The organism is Chryseobacterium jejuense (genome assembly GCF_017877355.1).
Classification (GTDB): Bacteria; Bacteroidota; Bacteroidia; order Flavobacteriales; family Weeksellaceae; genus Chryseobacterium; species Chryseobacterium jejuense_A.
On sequence record NZ_JAGIPR010000006.1, the window covers coordinates 81783 to 99276 of the forward strand.

Below are 17494 nucleotides of genomic sequence, written 5' to 3' on the forward strand. Positions count from 1 at the left end.
TTATAGTAAAACCGTATGGTTCGTATAACCTTATAAATAATAAAAAATTAGATATGAAAAGAAGAATCAAACATGTAACGGTTCTTGGTTCAGGAATTATGGGTAGCGGTATCGCAGCTCACTTCGCCAACATTGGTGTGGAAGTGTCACTTTTGGATATTGTTCCCTTTGAATTGACTGAAGCTGAACAGAAGAAAGGTTTGACCAAAGAAGATAAGGTAGTAAGAAACAGAATTGCTACTGAAAACTTCGAAAAACTTAAAAAAGCAAGTCCTGCACTTCTTTATTCACCAAAGTTCGCAGACAGAATCAAAGTAGGAAACTTTGACGATGATTTACCAAAAATTAAAAATACTGACTGGATTATTGAAGTAGTTGTTGAAAGACTTGATATCAAAAAGTCTGTATACGAAAAAATAGAACAGTTCAGAAAACCGGGAACATTAATTTCTTCCAATACTTCTGGGATTCCAATTCACTTTTTAACAGAAGGAAGAAGCGAAGATTTCAAAAAATACTTTGCAGGAACTCACTTCTTCAACCCGGTAAGATATCTGCCTCTTCTTGAGATTATTCCAACAAATGATACAGATCCGGAAATCATTGATTTCTACATGAATTATGGAGCTAAATTCCTAGGTAAAACTACCGTTTTAGCAAAAGATACTCCTGCTTTCATCGCAAACAGAATTGGGGTATTCTCTATGATGGATCTTCTTCACAATGTACAGAAATTAGGACTTACCGTTTCTGACGTTGATAAATTAACAGGTCCTGTAATCGGACGTCCAAAATCGGCTACTTTCAGAACAGCTGACGTTGTAGGTCTTGATACATTAGTAATGGTAGCCAACGGTGTTCGTCAAAGCGGTGCTGAAGCCAATGACTTTAACGATGTATTTGCTCTTCCTGCCTATATCCAGAAAATGATGGATAATAAATGGTTAGGCTCAAAAACTGAGCAGGGATTCTATAAAAAAGTGAAAAACGCAGAGGGTAAATCTGAAATTCACGGATTGAATCTTGATACTTTGGAATATGAACTTCAAGGAAAATCTTCATTCCCTACTTTAGAATTAACAAAATCCATTGATAAGCCAATCGACAGATTCAAGGTATTAATTGGTGGTAAAGATAAAGCTGGTGAACTATACAGAAAGTCATTAGGAGCATTATTCGCTTATGTTTCTCATAAAGTTCCGGAAATTTCTGACGAAGTTTACAAAATCGACGACGCTATGAGAGCTGGTTTCGGATGGGAAAACGGTCCATTTGAAATCTGGGATGCCGTAGGTGTTCAGAAAGGTATTGAATTAGCTAAAGATGCCGGCTACGAAGTTTCTGAATGGGTTAAAAATGTAGAAACATTCTACAAAGTTAATGATGAAGGTCAAAGCATTTATGTGGATAAAAATTCAGGAGCATACAACAAGATCCCTGGACAGGATGCTTTCATTATCCTTGATAACATCAGAAAAAACAAAACACTTTGGAGTAATTCAGGTGCTGCTATTTTAGATTTAGGTGATGGTATCATCAACTTCGAGATCCGTTCCAAAATGAATTCTCTTGGAGGCGAAGTTTTAGATGGACTAAACAGAGCTATTGATTTAGCTGAAAAAGAATACGACGGATTAGTAGTAGGAAACCAAGGGGCAAATTTCTCTGTAGGAGCTAACCTTGCAATGATCCTTATGATGGCTATTGAGCAGGATTGGGATGATTTGAATATGGCTATTGCTTACTTCCAGAAATCGATGATGAGAGTACGCTACTCCTCTATTCCTGTTGTAGTTGCTCCTCACGGAATGACTTTAGGAGGTGGATGTGAAATGACAATGCACGCAGACAGAGTGGTTGCAGCAGCAGAAACATACATTGGACTGGTTGAAACCGGAGTGGGTGTAATTCCTGGTGGTGGTGGTACTAAAGAACTTACTTTAAGAACTTCCAGAGAATTCCACAGTGATGATGTGAAGAATAACAGACTTCGTGATGCTTTCATGAACATTGCTATGGGTAAAGTAGCTACATCAGCTTATGAAGCTTACGATATGGGAATTCTTGAAAAAGGTAAAGACATCGTTTCTGTAAGCAAAAACAGACAGATTGCAGAAGCTAAAAAAGTAGCAAAACTATTAGCGGAACAAGGTTATACTCAACCTATCGAGCAAAAAGTAAAAGTTCTTGGTAAAGATGCCCTTGGGATGTTCTACGTAGGAACAGACCAGATGTTAACAGGAAACTTCATTTCCGCCCACGATAAGAAAATTGCCGATAAACTAGCTAACGTAATGGTAGGTGGAAACTTATCTGAACCAACAGTGGTTACTGAGCAATATCTATTGAATCTTGAAAGAGAAACGTTCCTTCAGCTTTGTGGTGAAAGAAAAACTTTGGAGAGAATTCAGTATATGTTACAGAACGGAAAACCATTGAGAAACTAACGGGGAGCTCCGTAGGAGCGAACTGTTAATAGAAACGAATAATATAAAAAATCAGAGCCTCGTAGAGGCGACCTGTTAGTTTTATGGCCAATACCTATACACAGATTTATATTCAAATTGTTTTCGCAGTAAAAGGAAGACAAAATCTGATTTCAAAAGAAAACAGAGAAGAATTACATAAATTGATTACAGGTATAGTCGCTAACAGAAATCAAAAATTATTCGCAGTTTTTGCAATGCCTGACCACGTTCATATCCTTATAAGTATGAATCCAACATTGTCAGTTTCAGATTTAGTAAGAGATATTAAAGCAGGTTCTTCAAAATTCATCAATGAAAAAGGATGGACAAATGGAAAGTTCAATTGGCAGGAAGGATACGGAGCTTTCTCTTATTCTAAAAGCAATGTTGATGCGGTTGTAAAATATATTTTAAACCAGGAAGAACATCATAAAAAGAAAACTTTTAGAGAAGAATATCTGGATTTTATGTCAAAGTTTGAAATTGAATATGATTCAAAATATTTATTTGAATGGATTGAGAACTAACAGGTCGCTCCTACGGAGCTCCACAAATTGCAAAACAATAGATCTATGAACAGTTTACCGCTATGAGGCAAAATCTTTCAAAAACAATTTAATTAAACAAAAAAAATGAAAACAGCATATATTGTAAAAGGATTCAGATCAGCAGTAGGAAAAGCACCCAAAGGTTCCTTACGCTTTACACGTCCTGACGTAATGGCAGCTACCGTTATTGAAAAATTAATGGCTGAGCTACCGCAATTAGATAAAAACAGAATTGATGACCTTATTGTAGGAAATGCAATGCCTGAGGCAGAGCAAGGATTAAACGTAGCCCGTTTGATTTCCTTAATGGGTTTAAATACAGATAAAGTTCCGGGAGTAACCGTAAACAGATACTGTGCATCAGGAAGTGAAGCCATTGCGATTGCTTCTGCAAAAATTCAGGCTGGAATGGCAGATTGCATCATCGCTGGAGGTACAGAATCTATGTCTTATATTCCAATGGGTGGTTATAAGCCTGTTCCGGAAACGGAGATTGCAAAAACAAACCCTGATTATTATTGGGGAATGGGTTACACTGCTGAAGAAGTAGCAAAACAATACAATATTACCAGAGAAGAACAAGATCAGTTTGCTTTTGAATCTCACATGAAAGCTTTAAAAGCAAATCAGGAAGGGAAATTTGCTAACCAAATTGTTCCGATCCCTGTAGAATATAACTTTTTAGATGAAAATCAGAAGCTTCAGACTAAGAAATTTGATTTCTCTGTAGATGAAGGTCCAAGAGCAGATACTTCTCTTGCTGGTTTGGCTAAACTTAGACCTGTTTTCGCTAACGGAGGAAGCGTAACTGCCGGAAACTCTTCTCAGATGAGTGATGGTGCTGCTTTTGTGGTAGTAATGAGCGAGGAAATGGTAAAAGAATTAGGTCTTGAGCCAGAAGCAAGGTTAGCAGCGTACGCAGCGGCTGGTCTTGAACCAAGAATTATGGGAATGGGACCAGTGTATGCTATTCCAAAAGCTTTGAAACAAGCAGGTCTTGAATTAAAAGATATCGACTTGATCGAATTAAACGAAGCATTCGCATCACAATCAGTTGCAATTAAGAAAGAATTAGGATTAAATCCTGATATCTTAAACGTAAACGGAGGAGCAATCGCTTTAGGGCACCCACTAGGATGTACCGGAACAAAATTAACCGTTCAACTTCTAGACGAAATGAGAAGACGTGGTAACAAATATGGAATGGTTTCTATGTGTGTGGGAACCGGACAAGGAGCAGCAAGTATTTTTGAACTACTTTAATTAATTATAAATTTTAGATGAGTTTCAAGGAAGACAATCTGATTCAAACCAAAACATTTGAATTTGCTTTAAGAATAATAAAATTTTATACTGAGTGTAAATCTCAAAACGAATTTATTTTATCAAAACAAATTCTTCGTTCTGGAACTTCTATTGGAGCAAATGTAGAAGAAGCTATTGCAGCTCAATCTAAAAAAGATTTTATATCAAAACTTTCTATTGCAAATAAAGAAGCGAGAGAAACAAGGTATTGGCTGAAGCTGTATCATTCTTCGAACCTTGTTCAAATTGAAATCGATACTTATTTAAAAGATATAGAAATGATTATTAATATTTTGACTAAAATCATTAAAACGTCATCTGAAAATTTATAACGACAAAATCTAATTTAAAATTTATAATCTAAAATTTAAAATAATAACAAATGAGCAACATAGTTAAAGGCGGGGAATTCTTAATTAAACAAATTCCTGCAAACGAAATTTTCAGTATTGAAGAACTGAATGAAGAACAAAAAATGCTTCGCGATTCTGCGAAGGAATTCATAGATAGAGAGGTTGTCCCTCAAAGAGAGCGCTTTGAAAAGAAAGATTATGCATTTACTGAAGAAACAATGCGTAAGCTTGGAGATATGGGAATGTTGGGAATTGCAGTTCCTGAAGAGTACGGAGGTCTTGGAATGGGCTTTGTAACAACGATGTTAGCTTGTGATTACCTTTCGGGAACTACGGGTTCATTGGCTACTGCATATGGAGCACATACAGGAATCGGAACTTTACCAATTGTTCTTTATGGAACTGAAGAGCAAAAGAAAAAATACCTTCCGGACTTAGCAACAGGAACAAAATTCGGAGCTTACTGCTTAACGGAGCCGGATGCAGGTTCTGACGCCAACTCAGGAAAAACAAGAGCTAAACTTTCCGAAGACGGAAAACATTATATCATCAATGGTCAGAAAATGTGGATTTCTAATGCAGGATTTGCAGATACATTCACTTTATTTGCTAAAATTGATGATGATAAAAACATCACTGGTTTTGTCATCAACCGTTCTGAACTGGAAAACCCTGAAAGCTTAACTTTCGGTGAAGAAGAGCACAAATTAGGTATTCGTGCCTCTTCTACCCGTCAGGTTTTCTTCAATGATATGAAGATTCCTGTAGAGAACCTTTTAGGAGAAAGAAACAATGGTTTCAAAATCGCTTTAAATGCATTGAACGTGGGTCGTATCAAATTAGCGGCGGCTTGTTTAGATGCACAAAGAAGAATCTTAAACCACTCTATTCAGTATTCTAACGAAAGAAAGCAGTTTGGAGTTTCCATCGCTACTTTCGGAGCCATCAGAAAGAAGCTTGCTGAAATGGCAACAGGTATTTTCGTAAGTGAGGCAGGTTCTTACAGAGCAGCGAAAAATGTTCAGGATAAAATTGACGAATTGGTAGCGGGTGGAATGGATCACCAAGCTGCAGAGCTTAAAGGTGTTGAAGAATTTGCTGTAGAATGTTCAATCCTTAAAGTATTCGTTTCTGATCTTGCACAACACACTGCTGATGAAGGAATCCAGGTATACGGAGGTATGGGATTCTCTGAAGATACTCCAATGGAAGCTGCTTGGAGAGATTCAAGAATTTCAAGAATCTATGAAGGGACGAACGAAATCAACAGATTACTAGCAGTAGGAATGCTTATTAAGAGAGCAATGAAAGGTGAATTAGACCTTTTATCTCCTGCCATGGCAATCAGCAAAGAATTAATGGGTATTCCTTCATTCGAAGCTCCTGATTATTCAGAATTTATGAGCGAAGAAAAAGCAATTATCGCTAACCTTAAGAAAGTATTCCTTATGGTTTCCGGAGCAGCTCTTCAAAAATATATGACGGAAATTGAAAAACAACAACACTTATTATTAAATGCTTCTGAAATCCTTAACCAGATTTATATGGCAGAATCTGCTGTATTAAGAGCAGAGAAACACTTCTCTTCTGATTCTGTAGAAGCGGCTATGGCTCAATTGAACCTTTATAAAGCTGTTGAGAAAATCACCGTTGCAGCTAAAGAAGGAATTATTTCTTTCGCTGAAGGAGATGAGCAGAGAATGATGCTTTCTGGATTAAGAAGATTCACTAAATATACTAATCATCCTAATGTAGTGGCATTAACTGAAAAAGTGGCTGCTCACTATATTGAAAAAGGAACTTATTAGTCTTTATAACATAAATTTGATTTCAAAACGTCCCATTTGGGGCGTTTTTTTATTGAATTTTTACTATTGAAATCTTAAAGAATTTCAGATTTCAATATTTTTTCTTAATTTTATTATAGCTAAAACCATTTAACTCAAAATACAAACTTATGGGAAAATTTATTATTTCTAAAAGAGCCAATGGCGATTTTCAATTCAATCTTAAAGCCGGAAACGGTCAGGTTATCTTAACAAGCCAGGGATACAGTACAAAACCATCCTGTGAAAATGGGATCAATTCTGTAAAGACCAATTCACAGGAAGATGCCAAATTTGAAAGGAATACGGCCAGAGATGGCAGATGTTATTTTAGCCTTAAAGCCGGGAATGGACAAATCATTGGAACCAGCCAGATGTATGAAACAGATAACGGAATGGAAAACGGAATAGAATCAGTAAAAAACAATGCTCCCAATGCCTCCATAGAGGATGAAATAATTTTGTAGAATAATCATAAATATTCTCTAAAAAAAATGCTTTATTTTTTAAGGCATTTTTTATTTTTGTACTCTATTTTCATAGAAAAAATGACAAAAGAAGAATTACTAAATAAAGCTATAAAGATTGCTGACAAAGCACATAAAGGACAAACTGATAAATACCATGCTCCTTATATAGGACATGTTATGCGTGTAATGGAATATGGCAAAACAATAGATGAGAAAATCGTTGGTGTATTGCATGATGTAGTAGAAGATCATCCATTAGAATTCAGCCTTGATTATTTAAGAGCCGAAGGATTTCCTGAATATATCATTTTTGCCATCAGCTGCCTTACTAAATTTGATCCGGAAGAAGATTATGATGAATTCATTAAAAGAACGGAAAGATCTCTCTTATCCGTTGCCGTAAAAATTAATGACCTTCGTGATAATATGGACCTTAGAAGGGTAAACCGTGAGCTTACTCCTAAGGACATTAAAAGGTTCAATAAATATCTTAAAGCCTATCGTTATCTGATAGAGAAATACTAATAAAAACAAAATGACTAATAACCTGCCCAAAATTTCAACTGCTTATCAATCTAAGCTGATTTCTGCTATCGTATCAGTTTCAGCTTTTTTTTTCATTTACTTAGTACTCATTGTGGCCTCTCTCCTGATGATTTTCCTCTTAGGGTATGGTGCAATAAAGCTATTGATAATTAAAGTCAATTATTTTACGATTTTTGGCGCTGTAGGTTTATTGAGTATAGGTGTTTTTGTATTCATCTTTCTTATCAGATTTATTTTCAGGAAAAACTATTACAGTACCCGTCATCTGATAGAAATTTCACGCTCCCATCAGCCCGAACTTTTTGACATGATTGATGAAATTGTAAAGGAAACAAAAGTTCAGTCTCCCAAAAAAGTTTTTCTTTCACCGGATGTAAACGCCAGTGTAAGCTATAATTCTATTTTCTGGAGTATGTTTTTACCTGTAAAGAAAAACCTTACTATTGGCATGGGACTGATTAATACAACAAGTGCAGGAGAATTAAAAACAGTTCTTGCTCACGAGTTTGGTCATTTTTCTCAAAGAAGTATGAAGATAGGTGGCTATGTGAACCAGGCTGAAAAAATTATTTTTGAAACCGTTTACAATAATAAGGACTATGAAAATTTCATTATGGAGTTTTCGGGAGGTAATGTATTTTTTAAAATTTTTGGCTTAATATCTGTAAGCTTTATTAGTGCATTTCAATATATTCTTAAGAGCATATCCAATTTTCTTTTTAAAAACCATGCTTCTCTACAAAGAGAGATGGAATATCATGCAGATGCCATTTCAACTTTTGTAACGAATCCGGATGAGCAGATTTCATCCTTATTAAGATTAGAATTAAGTGATGCAGCCTTTAACTATGCAACCAATTTCTATATTGAAAGCAATCAGAAATATCTTCCAAAAAATCTTTATGAAAATCAGATTTCTTTAATGAAGATTTTCAGCGAAAGAAATAATCATCCTTATGTAAATGGACTTCCAAAAATAGATATTGCGGATTTGACCCGTTATAATAAATCCAGAATAGAGATTGAAGACCAATGGTCATCCCACCCTGACATTGACAAAAGAGTTGAAAGAATTAGAAAGAATATAACCCAAAATACAGCCAGTGACCATAGACACGCCGGAGAAATCATAAAAGGCTATGAAAATATATGCGAAACGCTCACTGCAAAATACCTCACACTGCTAAGTATTAAAAATGTTGGAGAAGTTATAGATGGTACAACCTTTACAACGCTCTATCTGGAAAACAATAGGTATCAGAATCTGATTTCCGGATTTAATGGCTATTATGAAAGACATAACCCCATTTTAGAAAATATTGAAACGATGATTCCGGATTCCGGGTTTTATCATGAATCTGATTTGTTCAGCGATAAAAAGGTTTCTCTTGTGTATGAAAAAATGGGTATAGAACAAGATCTGCAAACTTTAAAATATTTGGTTTCACAACCAAAAGAAATAAAAACATTCAGGTATAATGGGACTTTACACAAGGCAAAAGATGCAGGAAACATGATTTCTCAACTTGAAAATGAGCTTAAAAATGTGACAGCTGAACTTCATGAAAACGATAAATTAGTTTTCCAGTATTATTATCACATAGGCAATAATGAATACAAAATGAGTCTGATGAGTAAGTACAAAAAAATGACTGCAATAGATAAAGAATTCGATGAATTTCAGGCAAGTCTTAATGAATTTATCGGGTACTTACAGTTTATGACGGTCACTTTACCTTTTGAAGAAATCCGTAAGCACAGAGCAAAGCTTTTGAAGGCTGAGAAACCGTTTAAACAAAAGATCAGAAACCTTCTTGAAGATTCTGCTTACAAAGAATTACTCACTGTTGAAGAAAGTAATCTTCTTCAACAGTTTGTAAATGCTGAATATATTTATTTCAACAATGACAGATACCTTCAGAATGAAGTTGATTCCGTGTCATTATTGATTGAAAAATATCAAGGTCTATTAAATACTTATTACCTTAATACGAAACAAGAACTTTTAAAATTACAGTCAGAGATAAGCCAGGCATCTTAATCCGCACCAGGGAAATCGTATGTTTTCACTTCATGGTTTGTACCATCAATATTGATGTTTAAGGCCAGGTAGATGAAATGTAGGTTTTTATTTCCTTTTGCTTCAAATTCACGCTGCCAAAGGTATCCGCTCACAATTCCGAAATAATCATCGATCTGATAGCCGAAACCGCCATAGACTCTGTTTCGGGCAAAAGTAGGCTTCATAGGGGTTACCAGGAAAAGTTCATCATAAGCATTGGCAAAAACAGTCCCTTTTTTAATCGTTTTAGAGTTTAGAGGAACACTTATATTCAGACGGTAACGATAACGCATTCTTTGAGAGGCTTTGTCAATTTGTGGCTCATAAAACCAGCTTTTTTCCACACGAAAACGGTTTTCAAACTTCACAATGCCTTTTTTAATATCAATGACATCCTGAAGCCAAACCCTGAATTCTTCTCTGCTTAATTTCTTATCCTTATAGTTGACATATCTTCCAAGCCCCACAAATGGTTTGTGATTCTTGGTAAGGTTATACCCTATTCCCCCTTTTATTTCGTAATAATCCGGGTAAGTGTAATCTTCGTTACCTCGCAACTGACCTTCTCCGTAGATAAAAAATTTAGGATGAAACTTATAGGTTAGAGTCACTGCATTGAAGCTGGAAATATTTTCCTGAGCTTTGAAGAAAGATAGACTAAGAAGTAGACTTATACCTAGAAAACGTTTCATAAAAAATTTTTGCAAAAATAATTTTTTTAACAATTTGTTAATATTAACTTTAATTAATATTGAATTAACACTTACTTCATATTAATTGTGTAAGAAAAACCAATATGGAACCACCTTTGCGGCATTTCCACTCCAAATGCTTCTGTGTATTTTGTATTGGTGATATTATTCACTAAAATATATACAGAATAATCTTTTTTGCTAAAGCTTAATTTATCATCCAATAGCTGATAGCTTCCTAAATTCATTCTTTCGTTGTACCTGTAAACAACTTCATTAGTAAAAGCACCAAGGAATTTTGTTTCCACTTTACCGATGAACTGGTGTCTCAGGTTATCCATAATATACTTTGAAACAAACTCATTGGATTTCTGAAATTGACCATCAATATAAGTATACCCTGCCATCATTTTCAGCCAGTTAGTCATTTTATAGTTGATCTCAGTTTCTATTCCTTTAATTTTTATGTTTCCTACATTTTCAGCGGCCCAAGTTTTATCATTGATATCTTTTTTTATCCAATCAATAGAATTCTTTGAATCTCTTAAAAACCCACTGATTTTGGCTAAAATCTTCTGATCCTGATATTGGTATCCCACCTCAGATGAAATCCCATTTTCAGGCAACAGATTTGGGTTACCGCGTTCCTGCGGACTTACATAATAAAGATCGGTAAAAGTCGGAATACGGTGCACCTTAGCAATATTTCCATACACTTTGTTGTTAGGATTAAAGTTATACCCTACATCCAACCCCGGATAGAAAAAGTTTCCTTCTTTAGAATAGTTAGCCCATGAAATTCCCGGGCTGATGTTCAGTTTTTTATCCAATAATGAGAAATGATGTTCAAAGAAAACCTGAGAAACAAAACGGTTCGGATTTCCCAAATTGCTGCTCACCAGAAACTCTTTTCTCAGTTCCACACCCACTCCGGTAGTTCCCAAGCCCCATTGGTAGCTGGAGTTTACTTCCCCACCTATATTATTCCCAATATGCATATTCCTATAAACAGAAGGCTTTTGCCTGTTGTAAAGGTACATGTCTTGCCCTCTTCTCCAGTATATATTGGAATTAAGCTTTAGTTTCCCGAAAGTCTGCTGATGGGCAACGCTTACAATGGAAGCCTGCATTTCCTCATATTGGTCTATGGCAGCTTTGGATGCATAAAATCCGTTAGCTCCAAATTTCTTTTCTGAAAAACCAGCCTGAAGCCTCAAATCTCCGTTCTTAATATTCAGTTTTCCCTGATAAAATACATTTCGGATTTCATAATCCGTATTGTACATGTATCCTTGTGATCCTGAAGCATTAGCCTGAAGGGTATTGGCAAATTTTTCATTTCCCATCTGAGCATTAAACCCTAGTCCATAAGAACTATAATCACCACCTTCTGCACTTATTTTAACCTTTTTACCTATTCCAGGTCTGGTAATTACATTAATAACTCCAGCATAGGCATTCTGTCCAAAACGTCTCGCAGCAGGCCCTTTTATGATCTCAATCTTTTCCACATCTTCCAAATCAACCGGAAGATTCATAGAGTTGTGTCCTGTTTGTGAATCGTTTATTCTTACCCCGTTCAGCAATAACAGAACCTGTTCAAAGGAACTTCCACGGAAACTGATATCACTCTGAACTCCATTGGATCCTCTCCTTCTGATGTCCATACCCGGAACCTGCTGAAGGATTTCATCAATACTTTTAGATGGAGCATTGGCAATATCTTCTTTGGTAATAACAGTGATATTCTGGTTGGCACTTTTATAAGGAGTGGAGATAAATTTCCCCTGAAATTCAATGTTTTCAATATCTGTAGTTTTTTCCTGTGCATTTACCAAAAGTAAAGATCCCAGAAAAAAAACACTTCCTATCTTTTTGATCATAATCATTTCCGTAGTTTCTTTTAACAAGGTTCAAAAGTAAGGGAGTTCATGAAGACAGGCAAATGATACTTGTCATAAAAAAAGACGCAGTGTAGATGCTGCGTCTTTGTTTTTTGAGGGAATTCTTCTATCTTTTTCTCATTAAATGTGTAACTAGATCTCTGAATAGTTTTCTCATTTCTATATTACATATTTATGAATACAATTTTAAATAATTTTAAAACATAAAACAATACCCAGATAAAAAAACCTGTTAAAAAATCAAAAACTATTTTAAATTCAACAAAAACGAATGATAAAAAGAAAATAATTCCACAAAAAATACCTGAAATATTCTTTTTTTGAGTACCATATTTGGGTATCAACACCTCATTTTTTATTTTTTGTATATCATTTTAGTCATAAGAGAAGCATATAATTTTCGCTAAAAAATTCGTAATTTTGTGGGTCTTAATTTTACAATGAAAACATATTTTTTATCTATATTCTTTTTTAGCATTTCTGTAAATGCACAGTTTACTTATCCGGACCCTAAAATATCTAATCCTGAAGAAGATATGGCAGAAAAGGATGAGCTTATTAATTTGATTATTGGCAAGCAGAAGATTAAGGAATCATATACAAAAACACATGGAGTAGAGAATGAGACTATTATCGAACTTAAGAAATTTGACACTCAGGGAAATATACTTTTTGCTAGTAATATAACAGAGGTATTCAATAAACCAACAAGAAAAGATGAATATAAAATTGCTGTATCAAGCAATAAAATCGTTTCTTTTGAGCAATCATCTCTTGACCTTCCAACAGATAAAAGTGAGATATTTTATGACTTAAAAAATAATATTTCAAAAATAACAGGAAAGGGAAAAGAATATGAATATATATATGAAAAGGGAAAACTGATAAAAAAAAAGGAAAATTATGCGGGGGAAAAGGGAGTAAACACCTATAAATATAGTGCTAAAGGAAAAGTTACGGCAATATCCACTGAATATATTTCTTCCAAAGGCAAGTTATCAACAAGCCTTAATTCTTTTGTATATGATATGGATGATAATATTCTATCAAATTCTCTTGAAAGCACAGGAACCGTTATAGAAAAAAAATATTCTTATACAGACAATCTTCTCACAAACTACACTCTTACTTTCAATGGAAATAAAGCTGAAGAAGAACAATATGATTACGATGAAGATCGAAGAATAAAAAAAAAGGTAAAAGCTTCATACAACCCGGATAAAAACACTTCTATCAGTACCAGTTCACTTGTTTTTAAGTACAATTACAAAAATGGCTTACTGGCTGAAAGAATCACATTATTTGATGGTAAAGAACCCGGCTATGTGGAAACATTTTATTATGATGATCAGAAAAGAATGGTTAAAGTTAAAACTCAATCAGAAAATAAAGTTGTGGCAAATGTAAACATTAGTTACGAAAACAAAACAATCACACTGGCTGGTGGTACCTTCAAGTCAGAATATACTTTATATGAATAAACAAAATATGGCTGATACTACAGAAATAGACATAAAAAAACAGATTTTTGTTAAGAATGCCCATCTTAATAATCTGAAACATATAGATGTCCTGATCCCGAAAAATAAACTGATTGTTATTACCGGAGTATCAGGAAGTGGTAAATCATCTTTGGCTTTTGACACAATTTATGCTGAAGGACAAAGAAGATATGTGGAAAGTTTGAGTTCTTATGCCCGTCAGTTCTTGGGAAAATTAGAAAAACCTAAAGTTGATGACATTAAAGGACTGGCTCCATCCATCGCAATCCAGCAGAAAGTAATTTCATCCAATCCGCGTTCTACAGTAGGAACGTCTACAGAAATCTATGATTATATGAAGCTTTTGTTTGCGAGGATTGGAAAAACGTTTTCTCCGGTTTCAGGAGAAGAAGTGAAAAAAGATTCCGTTTCGGATGTGGTTGACTTTATTAAGGCTTCCAAAAAAGATACGTCCTTTTTATTAACCGCTCCTTTGGAGTATGATGCTGATAATTTTAAGGAAACTTTAAACATTTTAAAACTAGCTGGTTTCACAAGACTTGAGATCAACGGAAATCTAGCAGGAATTGAGGATCTGGAAAGCTTCGGATTTGCTCCGGAAAAAGGAATGAAGATCAATCTTGTGATTGACCGTTTTTCTTATGAAGAGGATGAAAGCTTTTTACAGCGATTGGCAGATTCTATTCAGATGGCATTTTATGAGGGTCGTGGCTACTGTTCTTTAAAAAATACAGACACTGAAAAGGTAAAGGAGTTTTCCAATAAATTTGAATTGGATGGAATGGAATTCCTTGAACCGAATGTTCATTTCTTCAGTTTCAATAACCCGTACGGCGCCTGTCCGGCTTGTGAAGGTTATGGAAAGGTAATCGGAATAGATGAAGACCTGGTAATTCCTAATAAAACATTATCCATCTACGAAGACGCCGTAGTTTGCTGGAAAGGAGAAACTATGAGCGAATGGAAAAAAGATTTTATCAAAAAAGCCGGAGACTTTCCTATTCATAAACCCTACCATCAGTTAACCAAGGAGCAGAAAAACTTCCTTTGGAAAGGCGATGGTAAAAGCAATTTCCCATGCATCAACAATTTCTTCAAAATGCTTGAAGAAAACCTTTATAAAATCCAGTACAGAGTTATGCTTTCCCGTTACAGAGGGAAAACGCTTTGCCCAACCTGTGAAGGATTGAGACTGCGTGAAGAAACAAGCTGGGTAAAAGTAGATGGTCACAACATCCAATCAATGATCGAGCTTCCATTGGACGAACTGGAACCAATGATTAACAGTTTACAACTATCTGACCATGATAAAGAGGTTGCCAAGAGATTATTGTACGAGATTACCACTCGTCTTGAGTTCTTATTAAAGGTTGGTTTAGGATATTTAACATTAAACAGAACATCCAATACCCTTTCCGGGGGAGAAAGTCAAAGAATTAATCTGGCAACAAGTTTAGGAAGTTCTTTAGTAGGTTCCATTTATATATTGGATGAGCCTTCTATCGGATTACATTCCAAGGATACTGAAAATCTCATCGAAGTATTGAAAAACCTTCGTGATTTAGGAAATACTGTGATCGTAGTAGAACACGATGAAGATGTGATGCGTGCTGCCGATTATATCATTGATATTGGTCCGGAAGCAGGTTATCTTGGTGGTGAACTCGTATTTGCAGGAGATTATAAGGATTTGAAAAAAGCCAATACCCTTACTTCAGAATATCTTACCGGAAGACTGGAAATAGAAGTTCCTAAGAAACGCCGAAAAGCAAAAGAATGGATTCATATTAAAGGAGCCCGTCAGAATAACCTTAAAAATATTGATGTAGATGTTCCTTTAGAAAGTTTAACCGTTATTTCAGGAGTTTCAGGAAGTGGAAAATCTACTTTGATGAAGGAAATCCTTACCAATGACATTCAGATTCAGCTGGGAATGGGTGGCAAAAAAGGAGACTATGATTCTGTAGAATTCCCGAAAAAACTCATCAAAAATATTGAATTGATTGATCAGAACCCTATTGGAAAATCTTCTCGTTCAAACCCTGTAACCTACCTTAAAGCTTATGATGACATCCGTGATCTTTTTGCCAAGCAGAAAATAGCTAAAATGATGGGCTACAAACCTAAACACTTCTCTTTTAACGTAGATGGTGGAAGATGTGATGAATGTAAAGGAGAAGGCGTAATCAATGTTTCGATGCAGTTTATGGCTGATATTGAACTGGAATGCGAAGTTTGTAAAGGCACCCGTTTCAAAAGTGAAATCCTTGAGGTGAAGTTCGATGAGAAAAGTATTTCCGATATTCTTCACATGACTGTGGATGAAGCACTGGAATTCTTTAAAGATAATAATGAAGAGAAAATTGTGACTAAACTGAGACCTTTACAGGAAGTTGGATTGGGTTATTTACAGCTGGGACAAAGCTCTTCTACCCTTTCCGGTGGTGAGGCACAACGTGTGAAGCTGGCTTCATTCCTTGTGAAAGGTGTTACTACGGACAAAACATTATTTATCTTCGATGAGCCTTCTACAGGTCTTCATTTCCATGATATTCAAAAGCTGTTGAAATCATTACAGGCATTGATTGACCTTGGACATTCAGTGATTGTTATTGAACACCAGCCGGATATTATCAAATGTGCTGATTATATCATTGATATTGGCCCTGAAGCAGGAAAACATGGTGGCGAGGTAGTTTTTGCCGGCACACCTGAAGATCTGATAAAAAATAAAAAGTCTTATACAGCAAAATACATCAAGGAAAAACTTGAGAAATAAATAAAGAACAGAGAGCCGTTGAGCTCTCTGTTTTTTTTGATTAACACTCATAAAAATTATTTTAAAAACAACCTCTTTATATCAGGAAAATTCAGACTTTTGTAATCAACCTATTTTACCATGACATTTAAAAAAACAATACACTTTCTCCCTGCCTCTCTCCTTCTTTTGAATTGTTCTGTAAAGAATAATGTAAGTTCGGATCATGATTATGAAGTGAAGCGGGATACGTTAACGCTATTTGACCAAAGCAGAAACCGCAAAATCCCTGTTGCTTATTATCTGCCCAAAACCCATAAGAAAATTCCGAATCAGCAGGTGATTATTTTTAATCATGGATATGGTTTTAATAAAGGCGGCGATTATTTTGTATACTCTTATTTAACAGAAAAACTAGCTTCAAAAGGATATTTTACTGTAAGCATTCAACATGAACAGACTACAGATGCTCCACTGCCTGTGGAAGGAAATCTGCAGATGGTAAGAAGGCCGTTCTGGCAAAGCGGTTCTGACAATATATTGTATGTATTGAATGAACTTAAAAAAACGAATCCTGATCTGGATTATAAACACCTTACTTTAATCGGACATTCCAATGGCGGTGATATGGTCGCTTTATTTGGAAATCAGCATCCTAATCTTGTATATAAAATGATTACCATGGATAATCGCAGAATGTTCCTTCCAAGGACAAGCATTCCTAAAATTTATTCATTACGTTCCAATGACTATCCTGCTGATGAAGGCGTACTCCCTACAGAAGAAGAACAGAAAAAGTATCACATGACGATTCAGCCTACTTCCATCAACCATAGTCATATGGACAATAAAGGCAGTGATGATGAGAAAAAGATATTGAATGATTTTGTCTTAAAATATCTGGAAGAAGGCTAGTATTATTAGCAGGTTAGTCTTTTTAAAAATAAAAGAATTCGCTCTTTAGGAGCGAATTCAGTAGATAAGACATCTCATTTTTTTAATTAGACAACAATAAAAAAGCACAGCCGACAATGCTGTGCTTAAATTTTTATTTCAAATT

General features: G+C 35.2%; 13 protein-coding genes. 11 read left to right on the forward strand and 2 right to left on the reverse strand.

Annotation, left to right across the window (positions count from 1 at the left end; genetic code table 11):
* Positions 1-53: 53 nt before the first annotated feature.
* The 8 genes from J2772_RS13495 (at position 54) to J2772_RS13530 (ending at position 9557) form a co-directional block, all read left to right on the forward strand.
* Positions 54-2447, forward strand: coding sequence for a 3-hydroxyacyl-CoA dehydrogenase/enoyl-CoA hydratase family protein (locus tag J2772_RS13495; RefSeq protein ID WP_209917492.1), 2394 nt, complete (start codon positions 54-56; stop codon positions 2445-2447).
* An 83-nt stretch (positions 2448-2530) separates the two neighbouring features.
* Positions 2531-2995 carry an IS200/IS605 family transposase gene (gene tnpA / locus J2772_RS13500; RefSeq protein WP_209917495.1) on the forward strand — a complete coding sequence of 155 codons (465 nt, stop codon included), beginning with the start codon at positions 2531-2533 and terminating at the stop codon, positions 2993-2995.
* Between the two features lie 105 nt (positions 2996-3100).
* On the forward strand, positions 3101-4279 hold the full coding sequence (locus J2772_RS13505) for an acetyl-CoA C-acyltransferase (RefSeq protein WP_089734154.1): 1179 nt from the start codon (positions 3101-3103) through the stop codon (positions 4277-4279).
* A 17-nt stretch (positions 4280-4296) separates the two neighbouring features.
* Positions 4297-4653: a four helix bundle protein gene (locus J2772_RS13510; RefSeq protein ID WP_209917496.1), complete on the forward strand. Its 357-nt coding sequence runs from the start codon at positions 4297-4299 to the stop codon at positions 4651-4653.
* Between the two features lie 50 nt (positions 4654-4703).
* On the forward strand, positions 4704-6482 hold the full coding sequence (locus J2772_RS13515) for an acyl-CoA dehydrogenase family protein (RefSeq protein ID WP_209917498.1): 1779 nt from the start codon (positions 4704-4706) through the stop codon (positions 6480-6482).
* Positions 6483-6631: 149 nt separating this feature from the next.
* A complete protein-coding gene (locus J2772_RS13520; RefSeq protein ID WP_209917500.1) occupies positions 6632-6967 on the forward strand; it encodes a YegP family protein in 336 nt (111 codons plus the stop codon).
* A gap of 81 nt (positions 6968-7048) precedes the next feature.
* Entirely contained in the window at positions 7049-7495 is a 447-nt protein-coding gene (locus tag J2772_RS13525) for a phosphohydrolase (RefSeq protein WP_045496324.1), read from the forward strand.
* 10 nt (positions 7496-7505) lie between these two features.
* On the forward strand, positions 7506-9557 hold the full coding sequence (locus tag J2772_RS13530; protein WP_209917502.1) for a M48 family metalloprotease: 2052 nt from the start codon (positions 7506-7508) through the stop codon (positions 9555-9557).
* Here the strand turns inward: J2772_RS13530 and J2772_RS13535 are convergent.
* Positions 9554-10270 carry a DUF2490 domain-containing protein gene (locus tag J2772_RS13535; protein ID WP_209917504.1) on the reverse strand — a complete coding sequence of 239 codons (717 nt, stop codon included), beginning with the start codon at positions 10268-10270 and terminating at the stop codon, positions 9554-9556. The genes J2772_RS13530 and J2772_RS13535 overlap by 4 nt on opposite strands.
* 71 nt (positions 10271-10341) lie before the next feature.
* Positions 10342-12153 (reverse strand): TonB-dependent receptor plug domain-containing protein, encoded by a 1812-nt coding sequence (locus tag J2772_RS13540; protein WP_209917506.1) that lies wholly within the window; start codon positions 12151-12153, stop codon positions 10342-10344.
* Positions 12154-12614: 461 nt separating this feature from the next.
* Here J2772_RS13540 and J2772_RS13545 point away from each other — a divergent pair, with 461 nt between their 5' ends.
* The 3 genes from J2772_RS13545 (at position 12615) to J2772_RS13555 (ending at position 17349) form a co-directional block, all read left to right on the forward strand.
* The gene (locus tag J2772_RS13545) at positions 12615-13655 is read left to right on the forward strand and encodes a hypothetical protein (protein ID WP_209917514.1); all 1041 of its coding nucleotides are present in this window, start codon (positions 12615-12617) and stop codon (positions 13653-13655) included.
* Between the two features lie 7 nt (positions 13656-13662).
* Positions 13663-16455: an excinuclease ABC subunit UvrA gene (uvrA, locus tag J2772_RS13550; RefSeq protein WP_209918036.1), complete on the forward strand. Its 2793-nt coding sequence runs from the start codon at positions 13663-13665 to the stop codon at positions 16453-16455.
* A 120-nt stretch (positions 16456-16575) separates the two neighbouring features.
* Positions 16576-17349, forward strand: a complete 774-nt coding sequence (locus J2772_RS13555) for an alpha/beta hydrolase family protein (protein ID WP_209917516.1) — start codon at positions 16576-16578, stop codon at positions 17347-17349.
* Positions 17350-17494 lie beyond the last annotated feature (145 nt).